Raw genomic sequence first — 18,791 nt, 5'->3', positions numbered from 1 at the left:
CGGGGTCCATCTGATCAGCCGGCGAGGGGATCCATGGCGGCAGCGCTCGAACTCGACCGCGTGAGCAAGACCTATGGCTCCATGCGCGCGGTGGAGGACGTCTCGCTGACCATCGCGCCCGGCGAGCGCGTCGCATTGATCGGCGCCTCCGGCTCCGGCAAGTCGACCCTGATCCGCATGGCGTCCGGCCTCGCGCTGGCCGATGCCGGCGCCGGCCCTGCCCGCGTGACGTCCTTCGGCGTCGCCGTGCAGGAGGGCGGACGCCTCGCCCGCGACGTGCGCAAGGCGCGCCGGCAGATCGGCCTGGTGTTCCAGCAATTCGCCCTCGTCGGGCGCCTGTCCGTGCTGACCAACGTCGCGGTCGGCGCGCTCGGCCGCATGGGGCGGCTGCGCGGCACGCTCGGCCTGTTCAACGAGGACGAGCGGCGCACCGCGCTCGCGGCGCTGGCTGAGGTCGGCATCTCCGCCCATGTCGCCAAGAAGGCGCGCGAGCTCTCCGGCGGCCAGCAGCAGCGCGTCGCCATCGCCCGCGCGCTGGTGCAGGGCGCAAGGCTCGTGCTCGCCGACGAGCCGATCGCCTCGCTCGATCCTAAATCGGCCAAGCGCGTGATGGACACGCTCGTCACCATGAGCCGCGACCACGGCATCGCGCTGGTCGTCTCGCTGCATCAGGTCGACTACGCGACGCTCTATTTCGACCGCGTCGTCGCGATGAATGCCGGACGCATCGTCTTCGACGGACCGTCCGCGAAGATCACTCCGGCCTTCCTGACCGAGCTCTACGGCGCCAGCGCCGAGGAGCTGATCCTGCCCAGCCAGTTCTCGGTGCCGGCCTCGGCCGACGCCGCCGACGCCCCGAAATCCCAGACCGTATCCTGACAGGAGCGACCCTCATGAAACGCCTGATCGCCGCCGGCCTCGCGCTGGCCGCCCTCGCGAGCGCGCCGGCCCGCGCCGCCGACGAGGTGAAGGAGCTGAGCTTCGGCTTCATCTCCACCGAGTCCTCGGCGAACCTCGCCAAGAGCTTCGAGCCGCTGCTGAAGGACCTCGAGAAGGCCATCGGCATCCCGGTGAAGCCGTTCTTCGTCGGCGACTATGCCGGCGTCATCGAGGGCATGCGCTTCAAGAAGGTCGACATCGGCTGGTTCGGCAACAAGTCCGCCATGGAGGCGGTCGACCGCGCCGGCGGCGAGGTGTTCGTGAAGACCGCCAAGCCGGACGGCTCGTCGGGCTACTACTCGCTGATCGTCACCAATGTCGACCGCAGCGACATCAACAGCCTGAAGGACGTGCTCGACTGCTCGAAGGGCTATAATTTCGGCAATGGCGACCCGAACTCCACCTCGGGCTTCCTGGTGCCGAGCTATTACGTCTTCGCGCTGAACAACGTCGATCCGGCCAAGTGCTACAAGCGCGTCGTCGCCGGCAACCACGAGGCGAACCTGCTCTCGGTCGCCAACAAGCAGGTCGACTTCGCGACCAACAACACCGAGAACATCACCCGCCTGCAGCAGACCCGTCCGGAAGAAGCCAAGAAGATCAAGGAAGTGTGGCGCTCGCCGATGATCGCCGGCGACCCGATCGTGTGGCGCAAGGACCTGCCGGACGACCTCAAGGCCAAGGTCTACACCTTCTTCATGACCTATGGCCGCCTCGGCACCCCGGAAGAGGTTGAGCGCGCCCGCGCCGTGCTCGCCAAGACCTCGGACGGCTGGGGTCCCTTCCTCGCCTCCTCCGACGCCCAGCTCATCCCGATCCGCCAGCTCGAGCTCTTCAAGGCCCGCGTGAAGGCCGAGAAGGACGACAAGCTCTCGGCCGACGAGAAGGCCAAGAAGCTGAAGGATCTCGACGACCAGCTCGCCACCCTCGAAGCCCAGCAGAAGAAGCTGCCGGCGATGTGACGAGCCTGCCGGAAGCCGAGCTTCCGGCGGCATTTTCGGGACCTCATCCCGGACGGCCGCAAGGCCGCTCCGGGATGAGGTGCGACGGGGAGCGATCCCGGCTCTCCGGCCCTGCCCCCGGGACGGGATGACAACCGAAGAGAATTGCTGCCCATGCTCACCTCCGACGCCGCGCATCGCTCCGCCGTCCTCGCCGCACCGGCGCCGCCGGTCACACCGATCGGCACGCGGCTGATCCGGCTCGCCATCGCCGCGCTCTGCGTCGTGGTGCTGGTCTATAGCTGGCACGAGGCGGAGATGAATCCCGCGCAGCTCCTGCGCGACGCGGGCAACATGGCGACGCTGGGCGCCGACTTCCTGCGGCCGGACTTCTCGGAATGGGAGGTCTATGCGCTGAACATGATCGAGACGCTGGCGATCGCCATCTGGGGCACGCTGCTCGCGGTCATCGTCGGCATCCCGTTCGGCATCCTCTCCGCCGACAATGTGGTGCCGCGCTTCGTCGCCTTCCCGATCCGCCGGGTGATGGACGCCTGCCGCGCCATCAACGAGCTGGTCTTTGCGCTCATCTTCATCGCCGCGGTTGGCCTCGGGCCGTTCGCCGGCGTGCTGGCGCTCTGGATTCATACCACCGGCGTCATCGCCAAGCTGTTCTCGGAGGCGGTCGAGGCGATCGACCCGGCGCCGGTCGAGGGCATTCGCGGCACCGGCGGCACCTGGCTGCAGGAGATTGTCTATGGCGTGCTGCCGCAGGTGCTGCCGCTGTGGATTTCCTATGCGCTCTACCGCTTCGAATCCAATGTCCGCTCGGCCACCGTGCTCGGCATCGTCGGCGGCGGCGGCATCGGCATGACCTTCAACGAGACCATGCGCGGCTTCCTCTATTCGCAGGCCTCGGCAATCCTGATCATCGTCATCCTCACCGTCTCGGCGCTGGACATGATCAGCCAGAACATCCGCAAGCGCTTCATCTGATCCGGCGAATCGTCTCGCGACGCCCGCAGCGCCTAGCTTTTTGGCCGGCTGCGGCTTTACGTCGTCTGGGATGACCCCGTTCTCGCCTCTGTGCACGCAAAATCACAGACGCGCGAGAGTTCCATGCATCTGCGCATAACTCGTATGCGATATAGCAACGTGCGATAATATCGTGAGCGATATACATTCCTTCTCACGAGCCGGGCGTCAGACAGACATCGGCGCCGACTACGCATGAAGGAGACTGAACATGAACAAGATCGTTCTCGCTGTTGCCGCCCTCGCCACCTTCGGCTTTGCCGCCACCGCGGAAGCCAAGCAGGACCCGGCCGAGCGCGCCGCCTGGAGCCAGACCATCCGCAACGAGCATCTCGCTCCGGTCGCCGCGCCCGTCTTCGAGGGTCGCAACGCCACCGTGGTGTCCCCGACCGTGCCGAACGACTACATCGACCGTTCGGTGCAGCAGGACAACCGTTCGACCAAGTGAGGTCGCGCGGACCGGACATCCGGCCGAACGGTTCTCCCCCGAAGCTTCGGCCAATGCCGGGAAGGGCGTCGCCTCAGGGCGGCGCCCTTTTCGCGTCTGCGGTTCTCTTGCACGGCGGCTGCCCGGCCGGCCGCGCGGGAATCCTCTCCAAAGCTTAATTTTCCGGCCATCCTCCCGCCGCGATTGGGTCGGCTAAGCTCATGCAACCGCGCCGCGTCGGCGCGCCTGCCGGAGCGACCCGCGTGCGTGCCATTCTCTCTCTGCTGTCCGACGTCTGGCGCTTGTCCGCCCCCTATTTCCGCGGTGAGGACCGCTGGCGCGGGCGCGCCCTGCTCGCCGCCGTCATCGCGCTGGAGGTCGGCTGGGTCTACGCCATCGTCCTGATCAACGAGTGGAACAACTCCTTCTACAACGCGATCCAGGACAAGGATTACGCCGCCTTCGTCCACCAGCTCTGGCTGTTCGGCGCCTACGCCGCGGCCGCCATCATCATCGCGGTGTACCAGATCTATCTGCGCCAGTGGCTGGAGATACGCTGGCGCACCTGGATGACCGACAAGTACCTGCAGGCTTGGCTGTCCGGCGAAGCGCATTACCGCATGCGGCTGAAGGGCGATTCCGCCGACAATCCCGACCAGCGCATCGCGGAGGACATCAAGAACTACATCAGCCAGACCATCAGCATCTTCGTCGGCCTGCTCAGTGCGGTGATGACGCTCGGCTCCTTCGCCGTCATCCTGTGGCGGCTGTCCGGCGACTTCACCTTCAGCCTGTTCGGCGGCGAGCATCACATTCCCGGCTATCTCGTCTGGGCCGCCTTCGCCTATGCCGCGCTCGGCACCTGGCTGGCCCACCTCATCGGGCGGGTGCTGGTGAAGCTCAACTACGACCAGCAGCGCTTCGAGGCCGACTACCGCGTCGATCTCGTCCGCGTGCGCGAGAATGGCGAGCAGATCGCGCTGATGGATGGTGAACGGGTCGAGCGGTCACGCCTGCTCGACCGCTTCTCGAACGTCATCCACAATTTCTGGGGCATCATGATCGCCCAGAAGCGCCTGACCTGGTTCACCGCCGGCTATGGGCAGGTCTCCACCATCTTCCCCTTCATCGTGGTGGCGCCGGCCTATTTCACCGGCTCCATCCAGCTCGGGCAGCTCATGCAGACCTCCTCGGCCTTCGGCCGGGTGCAGGATTCCTTCTCCTTCTTCATCAACGCCTATTCAACGCTTGCCGAGTGGAAGTCGATCGTCGACCGTCTCATCGGCTTCGAGAAGTCGGTGTCGCAGGCGCAGGCCGAACGCCTCGCCAGCGACTACCGGCTCACCGGCGCCGAGCACGACGCGGCGCTCGCCGTCGACGACACCGAGGTGCGCCTGCCGGACGGCCGCGCGCTGCTCACCGTCGACGGGCTGCGCATCCATGCCGGCGAGCATGTGCTGCTCACCGGTGCCTCCGGCTCCGGCAAGAGCACGCTGCTGCGCGCCATCGCCGGCATCTGGCCCTATGGCCATGGCGAGGTCGGCCTCGCGCCGGACGCGCGCATGCTTACTCTGCCGCAGCGGCCCTATGTGCCGGTCGGCAGCCTGCGCGGCGCGCTCGCCTATCCCGACCCGATGGCGGGGCACACTGACGAGCAGTTCCGTGCGGTGCTGGAGGCGGTCGGGCTCGGCGCCTTCGCCGCGCGGCTCGACGAGCACGCGCTCTGGCCGTCCGTCATGTCGGGCGGCGAGCAGCAGCGCTTTGCCGTCGCCCGCGCGCTGCTGGTGAAGCCGGACGTGCTGCTGCTCGACGAGGCGACCTCCGCGCTCGACGAACCGGGCGAAGCGGCGCTCTACCGGCTGATCTACGAGCGCCTGCCCGGTACGGCGGTGCTCTCCATCGGCCATCGCGCCAGCCTGCGCGCGCTGCATGACCGGCATCTGGCGCTCGAGACGATGCCCGACGGCCCGGCCCGCCTTGGCGGCACCGGGGCGCTGGCCGCGGCGGGCTGACAGCGGTCAGTCGTCGGATTTGGAGACGGCGATGCCGCTCATGTCGCGGCGGCGCGAGCGCTGCCATGCGCGGAGCCAGCCGCGCGTGATCGCCGGCTGGCCCTCGGCCTCGATCGCCAGCGTGCGCTCCAGCAGCACCTCGTAGATCGGCCGCCCCTTGAGGTGCTGCGCGACCATATTGGCGATGATGGTCGTCACCATCACCGGAACGAGGATGGAATAGGCGCCGGTCAGCTCCATCACCAGCACCATGCCGACCAGCGGCGCGCCGATGGTCGCCGCGAACAGCCCTCCCATCGCCGCGATGGCGAGCGCGACATGGGTGCCTTCCGGCAGCGGCACCGCCATCTCGAGCGCGGTGCCGAAAAACAGGCCGATGGTGGTGGCGAGCGCCAGTATGGGCGCGAAGATGCCGCCGGCGACGCCGGTGGAATAGCTCGCCATGGTCATCACGAAGCGCAGCAGCACAATGACCGCGAGCACGCCGAGCGGACGGCTTTCCGTCGCGAGCTGGACGGCGAGCACCTCGCCGCCCTGCGTCGCCTCGGGCAGCACGAACACCAGCACGCCGACGATGCCGCCGACGATGAGCGGGAAGATGTAGAAGGAGGAATGGAGCCCGAGGCTGCGGACCTGGTCGAGCGACCAGACCAGCGTGCGGTTGAAGCCGGTGCCGACCAGTCCAAGCAGGGCGCCGAGCACGAGGAATGCCGGCAGCGCGGCGAGCGGCACGGCCGGCGCGTCGAGCCGCATATAGGGCACGTTGCCGGTGAGTTGCTCGGTGACGACGGCGCTGGCGAGCGACGCCAGCACCACGGCGACATAGGTGCGCGCGCTGTAGGGGAACTGCCGGCGGGTCTCCTCGATGACGAACAGCACCGCCGCCAACGGCGCGTTGAAGGCGGCGGCGAGCCCCGCCGCGCCGCCCGCCGCGAGCAGGCCGCGCATGTCCTCCGCCTCCAGCCGGGCGAGATCCGCGGCGGCCTTGGCGATGGAAGCGCCGAGATGGATGGTCGGCCCCTCGCGCCCCAGCACCATGCCCGAGGACAGCGAGAGCAGGCCGCCGACGAACTTCACCGGCAGCACGCGGCGCCAGCGCACCTCGCGCATGCCCTCCATCGCGCCTTCGATCTCGGGCACGCCGGAGCCGCCGGCCTCGGGCGCGAAACGGCGGACCAGCCAGAGCGAGACCACCGCCATCGCCGCCGCCGTGAGCCCCCCGGCCGCATAGAGCGGCAGGCCGGCGAGGCCTATCCCGTCGCGCAGCAGCGAAGGCCACGCGGCGGACAGCCATTCGACGCCGAGGTGAAAGGCGACGCCGACGAGCCCCACCATCGCGCCGACCAGCAGCGCGACCAGATGATACCCGCCATTGCCCATTCAGCCCCGCATCCGCAAATCGATGTCGTCCCGACCTCGGTAGCATCGGCGGGCGCGGTCGGAAAGCAGCGGATCGTCACGCCTGATCATGACGTGGCGACCGAGGCTATCCGTCGCTCACGGCAGCGCCGGTGCATAGGTCGCGACCGGCTCCACCTTGTCGATCAGCCCGTGGCTCTTCATGAACTCGCCGAAGCGCGCATAACGTCCGGCGTCGAGCGCGGCCGGCGCGTGCGCGAAGCGGCGTAGCGTGTCGGCCCAGGCGGTGCGGTTCAGCTCGTCGTCGAGCTTGGGGTTCGCCTTGACGAAGATGCCCCACGCCTCGTCGGGGTGGTTCAGCAGATAGATCGTCGCGCTTTCGACGGCGGCGAGGAACTTCTTCAGCCGCGGATCGGCGATGAGGTCCTTGTGCGTCACATAGATAAGCTCGTCGAACACCGGCACGCCGTGCTCCTCGGGGAAGAAGGCGGTGCCCTCCTTCCCCTCTATCCTCATCTGGGTCAGCTCGAAATTGCGGTAGGCGCCGATCACCGCGTCCACCTTGCCGGCGATCAGCGCCGGGGTGAGCGCGAAATTGACGTTCACCATGGTGACGTCGCTCGGCTTCAGCCCCGCCTCGGTCAGCATGGTGCCGAGCAGCGCGTCCTCGAGCCCGGCCACCGAATAGCCGACCGTCTTGCCCTTGAGGTCGGCGATCGACTTGACCGGCCCATCCTTCAGCGCGACCAGCGCGGTCAGCGGGGTGGAGACCAGCGTGCCGAAGCGCACCAGCGGCAGTCCTTCCTTCACCGAGAGATAGAGGTTCGGCTGGTAGCTGACCGCGATCTCCGCCTGCTTCGCCGCGACGAGCCGCGGCGGCGCGGCCGGATCGGCTGGCGGCACCAGTGTCACGTCGAGCCCGGCGGCGTCGAAGAAGCCCTTCTCCTTGGCGATGATCAACGGCGCGTGGTCGGGGTTCACGTACCAGTCGAGCAGCACGGTGAGCTTGTCGGCAGCCGCGGCGGGGGCGGCGGCAAGCGCCAGCGCGAGCGCGGCGGCGGTGATGGTCTTGAGCATGGATCTCCTCCGTATCGTGGAGATCCGAGGCACGAGCTTTCGGGGGAATGGGCGCGGGCCCCTATGCGTCGGCCCCGCCCATGTTCCGTCCCTTCGCCGGCATGACCCGGATCAGGTTCAAAGGGTCTGGCCAACGCCATCTCAGCCTCTTGCGAGACACCCCTCGGACGAACCGACGCTAGCAGAGCTGGCATGCCACGGCAATCGGCGGACGCGTGCGTGCTTCGAGGCCGGCCGTGCCGGCCGGCGCCTCAGCATGACGAGGATGGACGATGTGTACCGTCATCCTGAGGCGCTCGCGAAGCGAGCCTCGAAGGATGGTCGAAGCAGAACAGCCTAGGGAGCCGTCGTCTCCGGCGCCCACGGCACGAGGCGCGTCAGCACGCGGTCGACCAGCGCGAACAGGCCGAGCGCGACCGCGAGCAGTATGGCGAGCGCGGCGAACACCATGTCGGTCTGCATGCGCGCGTTGGAATAGAGCATCAGATAGCCGAGCCCGGCCGAGGAGCCGACCCACTCGCCCACCACGGCGCCGATCGGCGCGACGGCGGTGGCGACCCGAAGCCCGGAGGCGAGCGCCGGCAGGCCGGCCGGGATGCGGATGAAGCGCAGCGTCGCCGCGGTGCCGGCGCCGTGCAGCCGGGCGAGGTCGACCAGCCCCTGGTCGGCGCGGGCGAGGCCGTCGTGGAAGGCCGAGGCCACGGGAAAGAAGATGATCAGGCTCGCCATCACGATCTTCGAGGCGAGCCCGAAGCCGAACCAGATGACCAGCAGCGGCGCGATGGCGAAGACGGGCAGCGCCTGCGCCACCAGCAGCACCGGCCGCAGCGTCCGCCGCGCCAGCGGCGACACCGCCATGGCGAGCGCGCAGGCGATACCGAGCGCCGAGCCGCAGGCGAGCCCCAGCAGCATCTCGCCCAGCGTGATCGCGGCATTCTCCATGAGCACCGCGCGGTTGGCGAGAAGCGCCGCGCCGATCCGAACCGGCCCGGGCAGGATATAGGCCGGCATGCCCAAAGCCTGCACGAGCGCCTCCCACAGCGCCAGCAGCGCGGTGGCGATGACGAGCGGGCGGAGCAGGGACGGCATGCCGGGCATCTCGATGGACGGTTCGCCCTTATAGCGGCAGGCTGTCATTGCGGCGACCGGTGGCGTTGGTGTCGATACGACCTTGACCCCAGTCAAGGCACCGCCCACGATTTCGCGTCACAAACCGTCCCACAGAGGACGACGGCGGAGGAAACGATGATCAAGGACATATTGGTACATCTCAGGCTCGGCGAGGGGCCGGATGTCGCCGCCGACTACGCGGTGTCGCTGGCGGCCCGGTTCGAAGCGCATCTCACCGCGGTCGCGGTCAGCTACGAGATCGACATTCCGACCGTCTATACGGAGGCCTTCTCGACCGATTTCCTCGACGCGCAGCGCGCCGAGAGCCGCCGGCTGGCGGCGGAGGCGGTCGAGCGCTTCGGCGAGGCGGCCCGTTCGATGGAGATTTCCAACGAGGTGCGCACGGTCGACGGCACGCTTGGCGGCGCCGCCGAGCAGATCGGCGTGATGGCGCGGCTCTACGATCTCGCAGTCGTCGGCCAGCCCGACCCGGAGAAGATGGGTTCGGAGGAAGTGGTCGCCGAGGCGGTGCTGTTCGATTCCGGGCGGCCGGTGCTGCTGGTGCCGCTGAAGCAGTCGCGTCCCTTCTCGGCGCAGCGCATCCTGGTCGCCTGGGATGGCGGGCGCGCCGCCGCCCGCGCCATCGCCGAGGCGACACCCCTGTTCGCCCAGGCCGACCTCGTCGAGGCGGTGGTCGTCGACACCGGCAAGTCCAAGCCGGGCGCGCTGCCCGGCGCCGATCTCGCGCGCCATCTGGCGCGGCACGGTAAGCAGGTCGAGCTGCGCCGGCTGGTGCCGGGCTCCGGCGAGAGCGTCTCCGAGGTGATCCTCAAGGAGATCGCCTCGCGCGACATCGATCTCGTGGTGATGGGCGGCTACGGCCATTCGCGGCTGCGCGAATTCGTGCTCGGCGGCGTCACCCGCGACATGCTCGACCGCATGACGGTGCCGGTGCTGCTCGCGCACTGAACGCGTCCTGTCGAGGCGCGTTGTCGAAGATGAAGGCCCCGCCTGCACGCAGGCGGGGCCTTTTTGTCGCAGGGGGTACGCGGGAGCACGTTTCGCAAAGCTTCGAGCGGCTTTTCCGTCGCGAAGATGCGCCGGCCCGGCGGGCCGGGCACGTTCGTTTCCCACGGGCGATTTCCGCTGGACTGAAAGGGGCCTAGCGGAGGCCCTGCACGAAAAACGGCGTCGATCTTCCGCGCCGCCCCGATACAATTCCGGCACGTTCCGCTTCGCCCGTGACACGCCGGAGACTTCCATGGCCCTCACCGTCATCGAGCATGTGCTGACACGCCTCCAGCAGATCGGCATCTCCGACGTGTTCGGCGTGCCGGGGGACTTCGCCTTTCCGGTCAACGATGCGGTGTTCCAGCAGCCGGGCATGCGCTGGATCGGCTGCACCAACGAGCTCAACGCAGCCTATGCCGCCGACGGCTACGCCCGCATCAAGGGCGTGGCGGCGCTCTGCACGACCTATGGTGTCGGCGAATTGAGCGCGCTTGCCGGCATCGCCGGCGCTTATGCCGAGCACCTGCCGATCTTTCATCTGGTCGGCATGCCGCGCATGGCGGTGCAGCGCGCCCGCGCGCTGGTGCATCACACGCTGGGCAACGGCGAATACGAGCTGTTCCGCCGCATGAGCGAGCCGGTGGTGTGCGGCCATGCGGTGATGACGCCGCAGAACGTCGCCTATGAGACCGAGCGGCTGATCGCCGAGGCGCTCTACCATCGCCGGCCGGTCTACATGGCCTTTCCCGCCGACCTTGCCGGCCAGCCGGTGGTGAGCGCCGCCGCACCGCTGCCGCCGCCGCGAAGCGATCCCGACAGCCTGAAGGCCGCGACCGCCGCCATCGTCGCCGCGCTCGGTGAGGCCTCGACCGCCTGTGTGCTGCCGGGCCTCCTGGTATCGCGCATCGGCGCATCGGCGACGCTGCAGGCGGTGATCGACGCCTCGGGGCTGCCCTTCGCCACCATGTTCCACGACAAGACGCTGCTCGACGAGCAGCAGGAGGCCTATGTCGGCATGTATGACGGCGCGCTGATGAACGAGGAGGTGCGCGCCTTCGTCGAGAGCCGCGACCGGCTCGTCACCGTCGGCACGCTGATGACCGACTTCAACACCGGCTCCTTCACCTCCAACCTCGACAAGGACAGCACCATCGCCATCGACCACCACAGCGTGACGGTGGACGGCCATACCTTCCCGAGCGTGGAGATCGGCGACATCCTCGCGGCGCTCGCCGAGGCGCTGCCGAAGCGGGACTGGGAGCGCATCCCGGCCGGCTCGCTCGGTCCGGTGACGGGGGAGGGCGACCAGCCGATCACCGCCGAGGCGCTCTATCCGCGCTGGGCCGAATTCATCGAGCCGGGCGACATCGTGGTCGCCGAGACCGGCACCGCCTCGATGGGGCTAGGCTTCGCGCGCATGCCCTCGGGGGCGAATTTCTACAACCAGACGCTCTGGGGGGCGATCGGCTGGGCGACGCCCGCCGCCGTCGGCACCGCGGTCGCCGCGCCCGAGCGCCGCACCGTGCTGATCACCGGCGAGGGCTCGCACCAGGTCACCGCGCAGGAGCTCGGCCAGTTCGGCATGCTGGGGCTGAAACCAGTCGTCTTCGTGCTCAACAATGACGGCTATCTGATCGAGCGCCTGCTCTGCAAGGACCCGGAGATCGGCTACAACGACATCGCGCCGTGGCGCTACGCCGAGCTGCCGCGCGCGCTCGGCTGCGAGGGCTGGACCACGGCGCGCGTGACCACCTGCGGCGAACTGGACGATGCGCTCGAAGCCGCGCGCAAGGCCAATGGCGGCGTCTATATCGAGGTCGTTACCGGCCGCTACGAGGCCTCGCCGCTCTCGCTCAAGCTCAGCGAGCGCATGAAGAAGGCCGCGGCCGGCGGCTAGAGCAGGCCCGAACACCCCGTCGTCGATCGGATGCTTCCACCCGATCGACTGGGGCTTCGGCCGTCAGTTGTCGAAGAGGGAATCCGCCGCGGTGATGAGCCCGATCTGAGGATTGGAGGCGCAATAGGCGCCGAGCTTTTCCGCGTTCTGGACGAACTTGTCGGTGTCGATGACCGGCGGGGAATCCTCGTCCCGGTAATAGGCGTCGAGCCATGCCAAGACGATGCCGATCGTGTCCTTGTCGCTGTCGACGAATTGCTTGCAGGTCATGGTCGACAGGTCCCATTTCTCCGCCGAAGCCGAACTCAGGCTGGCGATGACGGCGGCTATGGCGATTGCATATTTCATGAGTTGAGGTTCCCTCCCGCGACGCATCGTCGACGGTAGCACCGTGCCATGGTGGGAAGGGGCGTCAAGGACAATTCACGGCTGCAGGGGGCGCGGAATGCACGATCGGAAATCTTCGAAATTCGAGGGCTTCGATGGTGCCTTCCGGGTGCGCTCGAAGCGCCGGTTCCGCCCCGCAGGTGCCCGGCGGAGACGGGCTGGCAGCGATCACTCCGGCCAGCGCTCGGGCTCCCACCCGTGCGTCCAGTAGCTCACCAGCGCGGAATGGGGAAACAGTTCCCGCTTCTCATCATCGGAGAACAGCACGCCGTCGCGCACCACCTTGCGCCGGATGAAATATTGATGGATCGGGTCGCTCCAGTCGATGGGATAGAAGTCCCGCGCCGGCGCCACATGTATCTTCGCCGTCCGGTTTGCGCGCATGTCGATACCGTTGTCGGCCAGCAGCCGATGGATGGATTCGCGCGTGCTCTTGTAGGCCGAGCTGTCGTTGTAGATCTCGATGCTCGATTTCAGGATATCCGGGCCGGTCTTGTATTCGGGGCGGATGTCGCGCTTGGCCCGCTCGACCAGCAGATGGAAGACGAAGAGCCAGAATTCCTGCCGCGGCGCCGACATCATGACAGCGTTGGGGATCGACTGGGAGAACTCCGGGTCCACCCCCATGCGCCCGAGCACGACGTTTCCTCGCTCGAGGTAGCTATCCAGCGGGCGCAGGCACTCCGTGTCCAAGTCGATATAGATGCCGCCGAAATGATACAGGAAGAAATACCGGATCACATCAGCGCGCATGATGTTGTGTTCATAGCCATCGAAGATGGGCAGGAACCACGGATAGAGCTTCTTGATGAAGGAGCGGTTTTCCCGGTCGCCCCACAGCGCGTGCCGGTACGACGGATTGTGCCGGATGATCGAATGCCGCCATTGAAGATAGGATTCGGGTATGCCGGTTCGCGTTTTCCAAGTCTGGAATATGATCTTCGGAATGGCACGCATTATTCATCTCTGGCGGGGCCGGCGCCGAATCGCAGTGAAATCAGGCTGCCTCGTCGATGCAGGGTTCGGGACGCTGCTGCAATATCGAAGCGGGCTGCTGCTCACGGGGTGCCGCAGGATGCCGCCGGGCGCCGACCATCCGCTATCGACAGCAGTACGATATGGGGGCGAAGTCGGCTCGATCGTCAGGCTTCCCCTTCATGCGGTTTGCTGCGCCCGTCGAGCTTGTTTGTCGGCATACATGAGGAGATCGGCTTCTTTGAGCACGCTTTCCGTCGAACTGAGGGATGGATCGACGCTGACAACACCAAAGCTGGCGCCTGGATAGTCGATGCTGCAGTCGCCAAAGCTATAGTTTCCGATCAGCAGCGGCACCAGCCGGCTGCGAATTGATGCGACTGCTTCGTCCGGATCATCGGGACCGGGCGGAGCCACCAGCCCGATCACGACGAATTCGTCGCCTCCCACCCGACCCAGCACTTCGTTTGCACATAGGCCGGCAGACAGGCGCCGGCCAACCTCGACCAGGAATTGATCGCCGACCTCGTGCCCATAGGTGTCGTTGATCGCCTTGAACCCATCCAGATCGATGAACGCCACCAGAGCCCGCTGCTGCGTCCGCGTCGCCAGAGCGAATAATCGATCCAACTGAACCAACATGGCGCGCCGGTTGGGCAGGCCGGTTAACGCGTCATAATTGGCCGCATAGCGCTCATCCTGGCGTTGCATCATCATCTGCCCGACCGCGTGGCTGGAGAGCAGGATCAGGGCGAGGCCGGCCACCGCCACCAGCCCACCTATCAAGAGGTGCTGCCTTTGCATGGAGGACTTGGCGTCCATCCCTGCCAGCGTGAGCAAGTGGTATTGTGCATTGGACAACTGTTGACGCCGCAGCAGATAGGGCTTGCCGTCGATGAGCCATTGGTCGGCCGGGCCATCGGCGGCCACCGGGCGCACGTCCATGGGCTCGCCCGGCTCCTCATCGCCGTCCGGCGGCAGTGCTGTGCCTGGCGGTAGAAGCGCCGCCACATTGCGCAGCATGAACGATACGGACGAAGCGGTGATCACGCGTCCCTGGCGGTTCACGATCAGCGCAATGTGTTGCCCTGTCAGGTAGAGCGCCATCTCTGGTGCGTCGAACTTCACCGTGACCGAGCCTTGCGGCACCTGGTCTGCGTCATCGATGCGGCTGGCGACGAAATAGGATGGCGTTTTGAGCAGGCGGGCGATGCCGAACGAGGTGCCATGGCCATTACGCAGCGCGTCGATGAGGTAAGGCCGGCCTGAGTAGATCATGCCCACGATGCTGTCGGGCTCGGCCCAATTGCTGGCCGTCACTGTGTCGTCCGACATATTGTTCATGTAAATGCGGGCATAGCGGAGATCTTTCGCCAGCGCATTCATGACGTCGCCGACTTTGCGCACCAGCGGGTCGCTCGTAAACTGCGCGGCGCGCTGCTGACGCGTTAGCTCGGCCATGCCGGGCGGATCAGTGCGATAGCGGGTGGCGAGCTGGATGACCTGGCTCTGGCGCGCCACCATATTGGCCACGCTGGTCATCTCGACGAACAGCCGATCAATGACGAGCGCGGTGTTCTCAGCTTCGTATTCCGCGCTGGCCGTCAGACTGTCCAGCCACGCCGCCATGGTCCTTTGTGACATCCACCAGCCCATGGCGGCCACCAATGTCAGCCAGGCGATGGCCAGGCCCAGCGTCACTTTGCGCAGAGCCGGTCGCATCTGCCGGCCGCGCCGGCCTTGCTGCTGGAGCGCGTCGCGGACTCTGTCCCCGCCAGAACGGCGACCTTCCAAAACAGCTTCTTGAAGCATCCGCGGTCTTCTCGCGCAGCGATCATATCCCTAGCTATCTACCGCTCGGGGGGAAGTCCATCTGGGCTTAGAGTCTTTCCGTGTTTATTGGAAACACGGAAAGACTCTAAGTTCTCATTTCATCGCGTTTTCTTCACGCGAACCGGTTTCCACTTCGCTCAAAAACGCTCCAGGTAGGCCAGCCGCACCGCGATCGGCCGTGCCGGCACCGTCGTCGCCGAGCATGCGCGGACGGCCCGGCAACCTTAACCAGCATCCATGCAGAAGGTAGCTGACGCGACCGGATGGATGACCGAGGTCGCGCGCCGCCGCCGCCCGGTCCCGTGTTGCATGGAAATATGGGGCGCCGTGAAGGCCGTGGTCAGGCCTCGGCGCTGAGAATATTTATATATCAATGGCTTGACGATGGTACAGCTGGGTGGGCTCGAACCACCGACCTCCGGTTCCACAGACCGGCGCTCTAACCAACTGAGCTACAGCTGCATGGGCACGCCCCCTCATTCGCAGGGCCTGCTTGGTGGCGCGGAACCTACTTGGAGCGCCCTCGCTTTGCAAGACCGGAACGCGGACCGTGAAACAGCCGCGCCGAAGCCGGTTCGAAACCATGTTTTTGAATGTGGTCATACAAGTTTGCAGTTAATTGCATGCATCGCGGATCGATGTGATTATCCTTTGCTCAGTTGCCGGAATGTGGGGGAAAATCGGCATGGATGAAGGGCGTGCGGCCGCTCAAGCGGCCTATCTCGACGCGGCTCTGGCGCTCGCCGGGCTGCCGCTGGAAGAGGAGCTCCGCCCGCGCGTGGCGATGCATTTCGGCATTGCCGCCGATATGGCCGAATGGCTGATGGCCTTCCCGCTTGCCGACGAGGCCGAGCCGGCTCCGGTCTATCAGCCGTGATGCCGGGTACCGTGCCGAACGCATCCGATCCCGTCGAACTTTCCACCGGCCCGGCGCTCGCCGTCGCGGCGGCCGTGCGCGAGGGCCGTGTCACCGCCCGCGCCGTGCTGGAGGCGACGCTGGCGCGCATCGAGGCGGTCGATCCGCTGCTCAACGCCTTCACCGCGGTGACCGCCGGCCGCGCCCGCGCTGAGGCCGACGCCATCGACCGCGCGCGGGCGGAGGGAAAGCCGCTCGGCGCGCTGGCGGGCGTGCCCTTCGCGGTGAAGAACCTGTTCGATCTCGCCGGGCTGCGCACCCTCGCGGGCTCCAAAATCAATCGAGACCACGCCCCGGCCAAGCGCGACGCTGCGCTGGTGGAGCGCCTCACCGCCGCCGGGGCGGTGTGTGTCGGCGCGCTGAACATGGGCGAATACGCCTATGACTTCACCGGGGAGAACCTGCACGAGGGTCCCTCGCGCAATCCGCACGATCTGGAGCACATGTCAGGCGGCTCGTCGGGCGGCTCCGGCTCGGCGGTGGGCGGGCGGCTGGTGCCGCTCTCGCTCGGCTCCGACACCAACGGCTCGATCCGCGTGCCGTCCTCCTTCTGTGGCATCTTCGGGCTGAAGCCGACCTACGGGCGGCTTTCGCGCGCCCGTACCTTTCCCTTCGTCGCGAGCTTCGACCATCTCGGCCCGTTCGCCCGCACGGTCGCGGACCTCGCCGCGACCTATGACGCGCTCATCGGCGCCGATGCGGACGACCCGTCCCTCGCCGCGGTCGCTCCCGAGCCTACGACGCCGGCGCTCGCGCGTGGCGGCGAAGGGCTGAGGGTCGCGGTGCTGGGCGGCTGGTTCGCCCGGCAGGGGACGCCGCAGGCCTATGACGCGGTGGCCCGTGCCGCCAGGGCGCTCGGCGCGAAGGCGAGCGTCGAGCTGCCTGAGGTCGAGCTCGCGCGCGCCAGCGCCTATCTCGTCACCATGGCGGAGGGCGCGGCGCTGCACCGCGACCGGCTGCGCGAGCGGCCGAAGGACTTCGACCCGGCGGTGCGCGAGCGGCTGCTGGCCGGCGCCGCGCTGCCCAACGCGTGGATCCTCAAGGCGCAGAAGTTCCGCCGCTGGTTCCATGACCGCGCGCTCGAGCTGTTTTCCGACTGGGATGTGCTGATCGCTCCGGCGACGCCGGTGCCGGCGCCGCGTGTGGGGCAGACGACCTTTGAGCTGGACGGCCGCGAGATGCTGGTGCGGCCGAATATCGGCATCTACACCCAGCCGATCTCCTTCATCGGCTTGCCGGTGGTCGCCGCGCCGATGCCGGGCGGCGAGCGGCTGCCCATCGCCGTCCAGCTCATCGCCGCGCCCTGGCGCGAGGCGGACGCGCTGCGGGCGGCGGCGGTGCTGGAGGCCGCCGGCCTCGCCTTCGCCCCGCCTCCGGTGGTGTGAGGCTTGGAGCATGTTCCGCGAAAGTTGCGAGACTTTCGCGATGAGAACATGCTACAAGCTATTGAGTGAGAACACTTTCTTCTCGATCAGGTGATTCCACCTGATCGGAAGGGGCTCAGGCCGCAGCCGGGTTGACCTCGACGGTGACGTGGGCGAGCTCGTCGATGTGCTCCAGCCGCCGCTTGTAGACCTCCGGCGTCGCCGGGTTGGGCGTGCTTACCGCGATCAGCGCGGCATGGTGGCCGGGTCCCACCTGCCAGACATGCAGGTCCGTGATCTCGGCCTCGTCGTCTTCCAGCGCGTGGCGGATCTCGCGGGGCAGGCTCTCCCCGGCCGGCACGTAGTCGACCAGCACCGCGCCGGCGTCGCGCAGCAGGCCCCAGGACCAGTGCGCCACCACCAGCGCGCCGACGATGCCGATCACCGGATCGAGCCACAGCCATCCATAGAGGCTGCCGCCGGTCAGCGCCGCGATGGCGAAGACGGAGGTGAGCGCGTCGGTCAGTACGTGCAGATAGGCGGCACGCAGATTGTTGTCGCGCGTCGGGCCCAAGGGCTCGTCGTGACGATGGCCGTGATCATGCGCGTGGCCGTGATGGGCGTGCCCGTGATGTCCGTGCGAGTGGCGGTGCCCGTGGCCGTGCTCATGGTCGTGATCGTCACGCAGCAGGAAGGCGCAGACGAGGTTGACCGCGAGGCCGAACACCGCCACCGCGATCGCCTCGCGGAAGTGGATCGGCTGCGGGGTGACGAGGCGCTGCGCGCTTTCCCACGCGATCAGCAGCGCCACCACCGCGAGCACCACGGCGCTCGCGAAGGCCGCGAGGTCGCCGACCCGCCCGGTCCCGAAGGTGAAGCGCGCATCATGGGCGTGCCGCCGCGCATAGAGATAGGCGAGGGCGGTGATCAGCATGGCGGCGGCGTGGGTGGACATGTGCCAGCCGTCGGCCAGCAGCGCCATCGAGCCGAAGAGCGAGCCGGAGATGATCTCCAGCACCATCACGCTGGCGGTGATGGCGATGACGATCCAGGTGCGCCGCTCATTGCGCCTGTGCGCCTGGCCGAGGAAGACGTGGCTGTGCGGCGCGGGGAAGGCGTGGGTGTCATGGACGTGCATGGTCGGGCCTCATGGCGACGGCGCCACGGCTTTCGCCGGGCACATCATTTGAGATAGGTGCGCAGCACCTCGATCAGTTCCGCCGCGCCCTGGGCTTTGCCCGCATCGGGCTCGGTGGCCGGATCGACCACGTGGTGCCGGATATGCTCCTCGATCAGTTCGAGCGTCAGCCCGTTGATCGCCCCGCGCACCGAGGCGACGAGCTGCAGGACGTCGCCGCAGCCGAGTTCGGCCTCGAGCGCGCGTTCGACCGCCTCGACCTGGCCGCGCACGCGGTGCACGCGGGCGAGCAGGCGGCTCTTGTCCTTGATGGTATGCGACATGGTCAGCCGGATATAGGGTAGGGGACTATCCTATATAGCGCCGGGTC

The 18,791-nt window shown here is 67.4% G+C and carries 17 protein-coding genes, 1 tRNA gene and 1 riboswitch; of the genes, 9 read left to right on the top strand and 9 right to left on the bottom strand.

Annotation, left to right across the window (positions count from 1 at the left end; translation table 11 throughout):
- Nucleotides 1-33 precede the first annotated feature (33 nt).
- The 5 genes from phnC to U742_RS0114520 all read left to right on the top strand — a co-directional run bounded on the left by phnC (nt 34) and on the right by U742_RS0114520 (nt 5,354).
- Entirely contained in the window at nt 34-879 is an 846-nt protein-coding gene (gene phnC, locus U742_RS0114540; protein WP_029354245.1) for a phosphonate ABC transporter ATP-binding protein, read from the top strand.
- Nucleotides 880-893: 14 nt separating this feature from the next.
- On the top strand, nt 894-1,901 hold the full coding sequence (phnD, locus tag U742_RS0114535) for a phosphonate ABC transporter substrate-binding protein (RefSeq protein ID WP_029354243.1): 1,008 nt from the start codon (nt 894-896) through the stop codon (nt 1,899-1,901).
- A gap of 153 nt (nt 1,902-2,054) precedes the next feature.
- Nucleotides 2,055-2,876 carry a phosphonate ABC transporter, permease protein PhnE gene (gene phnE / locus U742_RS0114530; RefSeq protein ID WP_029354241.1) on the top strand — a complete coding sequence of 274 codons (822 nt, stop codon included), beginning with the start codon at nt 2,055-2,057 and terminating at the stop codon, nt 2,874-2,876.
- 250 nt (nt 2,877-3,126) lie between these two features.
- Nucleotides 3,127-3,363 carry a hypothetical protein gene (locus U742_RS0114525; protein ID WP_029354240.1) on the top strand — a complete coding sequence of 79 codons (237 nt, stop codon included), beginning with the start codon at nt 3,127-3,129 and terminating at the stop codon, nt 3,361-3,363.
- 242 nt (nt 3,364-3,605) lie between these two features.
- The gene (locus U742_RS0114520) at nt 3,606-5,354 is read left to right on the top strand and encodes an ABC transporter ATP-binding protein/permease (RefSeq protein WP_029354238.1); all 1,749 of its coding nucleotides are present in this window, start codon (nt 3,606-3,608) and stop codon (nt 5,352-5,354) included.
- A 6-nt stretch (nt 5,355-5,360) separates the two neighbouring features.
- Here U742_RS0114520 and clcA read toward each other — a convergent pair whose 3' ends face one another.
- The 3 genes from clcA to U742_RS0114505 form a co-directional block, all read right to left on the bottom strand.
- Nucleotides 5,361-6,734 (bottom strand): H(+)/Cl(-) exchange transporter ClcA, encoded by a 1,374-nt coding sequence (clcA, locus tag U742_RS0114515; RefSeq protein WP_081853007.1) that lies wholly within the window; start codon nt 6,732-6,734, stop codon nt 5,361-5,363.
- A 117-nt stretch (nt 6,735-6,851) separates the two neighbouring features.
- Complete coding sequence (locus tag U742_RS0114510) at nt 6,852-7,790, bottom strand: ABC transporter substrate-binding protein (protein ID WP_029354234.1); 939 nt, start codon at nt 7,788-7,790, stop codon at nt 6,852-6,854.
- A gap of 71 nt (nt 7,791-7,861) precedes the next feature.
- Nucleotides 7,862-7,964: riboswitch (TPP riboswitch) on the bottom strand.
- A gap of 162 nt (nt 7,965-8,126) precedes the next feature.
- A complete protein-coding gene (locus U742_RS0114505) occupies nt 8,127-8,879 on the bottom strand; it encodes an ABC transporter permease (RefSeq protein ID WP_029354232.1) in 753 nt (250 codons plus the stop codon).
- Between the two features lie 156 nt (nt 8,880-9,035).
- On the opposite strand from U742_RS0114505, the gene U742_RS0114500 reads away from it, so the two are divergent.
- Together U742_RS0114500 and U742_RS0114495 are read left to right on the top strand one after the other, a co-directional pair.
- A complete protein-coding gene (locus tag U742_RS0114500) occupies nt 9,036-9,869 on the top strand; it encodes a universal stress protein (protein ID WP_029354230.1) in 834 nt (277 codons plus the stop codon).
- A 292-nt stretch (nt 9,870-10,161) separates the two neighbouring features.
- Entirely contained in the window at nt 10,162-11,808 is a 1,647-nt protein-coding gene (locus U742_RS0114495; protein WP_029354228.1) for an alpha-keto acid decarboxylase family protein, read from the top strand.
- A gap of 63 nt (nt 11,809-11,871) precedes the next feature.
- On the opposite strand, the gene U742_RS0114490 is transcribed toward U742_RS0114495, so the two are convergent.
- From U742_RS0114490 to U742_RS0114475, 4 genes are all read right to left on the bottom strand, one after another.
- Nucleotides 11,872-12,156, bottom strand: coding sequence for an HdeA/HdeB family chaperone (locus tag U742_RS0114490; protein WP_029354226.1), 285 nt, complete (start codon nt 12,154-12,156; stop codon nt 11,872-11,874).
- A 207-nt stretch (nt 12,157-12,363) separates the two neighbouring features.
- On the bottom strand, nt 12,364-13,152 hold the full coding sequence (locus U742_RS22575; RefSeq protein WP_051661187.1) for a glycosyltransferase family 32 protein: 789 nt from the start codon (nt 13,150-13,152) through the stop codon (nt 12,364-12,366).
- Nucleotides 13,153-13,350: 198 nt separating this feature from the next.
- On the bottom strand, nt 13,351-14,982 hold the full coding sequence (locus U742_RS0114480) for a sensor domain-containing diguanylate cyclase (RefSeq protein ID WP_051661186.1): 1,632 nt from the start codon (nt 14,980-14,982) through the stop codon (nt 13,351-13,353).
- A 406-nt stretch (nt 14,983-15,388) separates the two neighbouring features.
- A tRNA-His gene (locus tag U742_RS0114475) sits at nt 15,389-15,465 on the bottom strand.
- 223 nt (nt 15,466-15,688) lie between these two features.
- On the opposite strand from U742_RS0114475, the gene U742_RS0114470 reads away from it, so the two are divergent.
- Both U742_RS0114470 and U742_RS0114465 read left to right on the top strand, forming a co-directional pair.
- Nucleotides 15,689-15,880, top strand: coding sequence for a DUF4089 domain-containing protein (locus U742_RS0114470; RefSeq protein ID WP_029354221.1), 192 nt, complete (start codon nt 15,689-15,691; stop codon nt 15,878-15,880).
- A gap of 11 nt (nt 15,881-15,891) precedes the next feature.
- Nucleotides 15,892-17,304: an AtzE family amidohydrolase gene (locus tag U742_RS0114465; RefSeq protein ID WP_029354220.1), complete on the top strand. Its 1,413-nt coding sequence runs from the start codon at nt 15,892-15,894 to the stop codon at nt 17,302-17,304.
- 115 nt (nt 17,305-17,419) lie between these two features.
- On the opposite strand, the gene dmeF is transcribed toward U742_RS0114465, so the two are convergent.
- Both dmeF and U742_RS0114455 read right to left on the bottom strand, forming a co-directional pair.
- Nucleotides 17,420-18,421: a CDF family Co(II)/Ni(II) efflux transporter DmeF gene (gene dmeF, locus U742_RS0114460; protein ID WP_029354219.1), complete on the bottom strand. Its 1,002-nt coding sequence runs from the start codon at nt 18,419-18,421 to the stop codon at nt 17,420-17,422.
- 44 nt (nt 18,422-18,465) lie between these two features.
- Nucleotides 18,466-18,744, bottom strand: coding sequence for a metal/formaldehyde-sensitive transcriptional repressor (locus U742_RS0114455; protein ID WP_029354217.1), 279 nt, complete (start codon nt 18,742-18,744; stop codon nt 18,466-18,468).
- Between the last annotated feature and the right edge of the window lie 47 nt (nt 18,745-18,791).

This window comes from Allobosea sp. 117, from assembly GCF_000702305.1.
Classification (GTDB): Bacteria; Pseudomonadota; Alphaproteobacteria; order Rhizobiales; family Xanthobacteraceae; genus Ancylobacter.
Note: the sequence above shows the minus strand (reverse complement) of the source record. Positions and strands in the feature narration are given on the sequence as shown.

What these genes read in the sequence shown, in the direction of transcription:
- phnC (WP_029354245.1), top strand. Translation starts at nt 34, where the DNA reads ATGGCGGCAGCGCTCGAACTCGACCGCGTGAGCAAGACCTATGGCTCC.
- phnE (WP_029354241.1), top strand. Translation starts at nt 2,055, where the DNA reads ATGCTCACCTCCGACGCCGCGCATCGCTCCGCCGTCCTCGCCGCACCG.
- U742_RS0114500 (WP_029354230.1), top strand. Translation starts at nt 9,036, where the DNA reads ATGATCAAGGACATATTGGTACATCTCAGGCTCGGCGAGGGGCCGGAT.
- U742_RS0114525 (WP_029354240.1), top strand. Translation starts at nt 3,127, where the DNA reads ATGAACAAGATCGTTCTCGCTGTTGCCGCCCTCGCCACCTTCGGCTTT.
- U742_RS0114490 (WP_029354226.1), bottom strand. Translation starts at nt 12,156, where the DNA reads ATGAAATATGCAATCGCCATAGCCGCCGTCATCGCCAGCCTGAGTTCG.
- U742_RS0114510 (WP_029354234.1), bottom strand. Translation starts at nt 7,790, where the DNA reads ATGCTCAAGACCATCACCGCCGCCGCGCTCGCGCTGGCGCTTGCCGCC.
- U742_RS0114480 (WP_051661186.1), bottom strand. Translation starts at nt 14,982, where the DNA reads ATGCTTCAAGAAGCTGTTTTGGAAGGTCGCCGTTCTGGCGGGGACAGA.
- phnD (WP_029354243.1), top strand. Translation starts at nt 894, where the DNA reads ATGAAACGCCTGATCGCCGCCGGCCTCGCGCTGGCCGCCCTCGCGAGC.
- U742_RS0114455 (WP_029354217.1), bottom strand. Translation starts at nt 18,744, where the DNA reads ATGTCGCATACCATCAAGGACAAGAGCCGCCTGCTCGCCCGCGTGCAC.
- clcA (WP_081853007.1), bottom strand. Translation starts at nt 6,734, where the DNA reads ATGGGCAATGGCGGGTATCATCTGGTCGCGCTGCTGGTCGGCGCGATG.
- U742_RS22575 (WP_051661187.1), bottom strand. Translation starts at nt 13,152, where the DNA reads ATGCGTGCCATTCCGAAGATCATATTCCAGACTTGGAAAACGCGAACC.
- U742_RS0114505 (WP_029354232.1), bottom strand. Translation starts at nt 8,879, where the DNA reads ATGCCGTCCCTGCTCCGCCCGCTCGTCATCGCCACCGCGCTGCTGGCG.
- dmeF (WP_029354219.1), bottom strand. Translation starts at nt 18,421, where the DNA reads ATGCACGTCCATGACACCCACGCCTTCCCCGCGCCGCACAGCCACGTC.
- U742_RS0114470 (WP_029354221.1), top strand. Translation starts at nt 15,689, where the DNA reads ATGGATGAAGGGCGTGCGGCCGCTCAAGCGGCCTATCTCGACGCGGCT.
- U742_RS0114495 (WP_029354228.1), top strand. Translation starts at nt 10,162, where the DNA reads ATGGCCCTCACCGTCATCGAGCATGTGCTGACACGCCTCCAGCAGATC.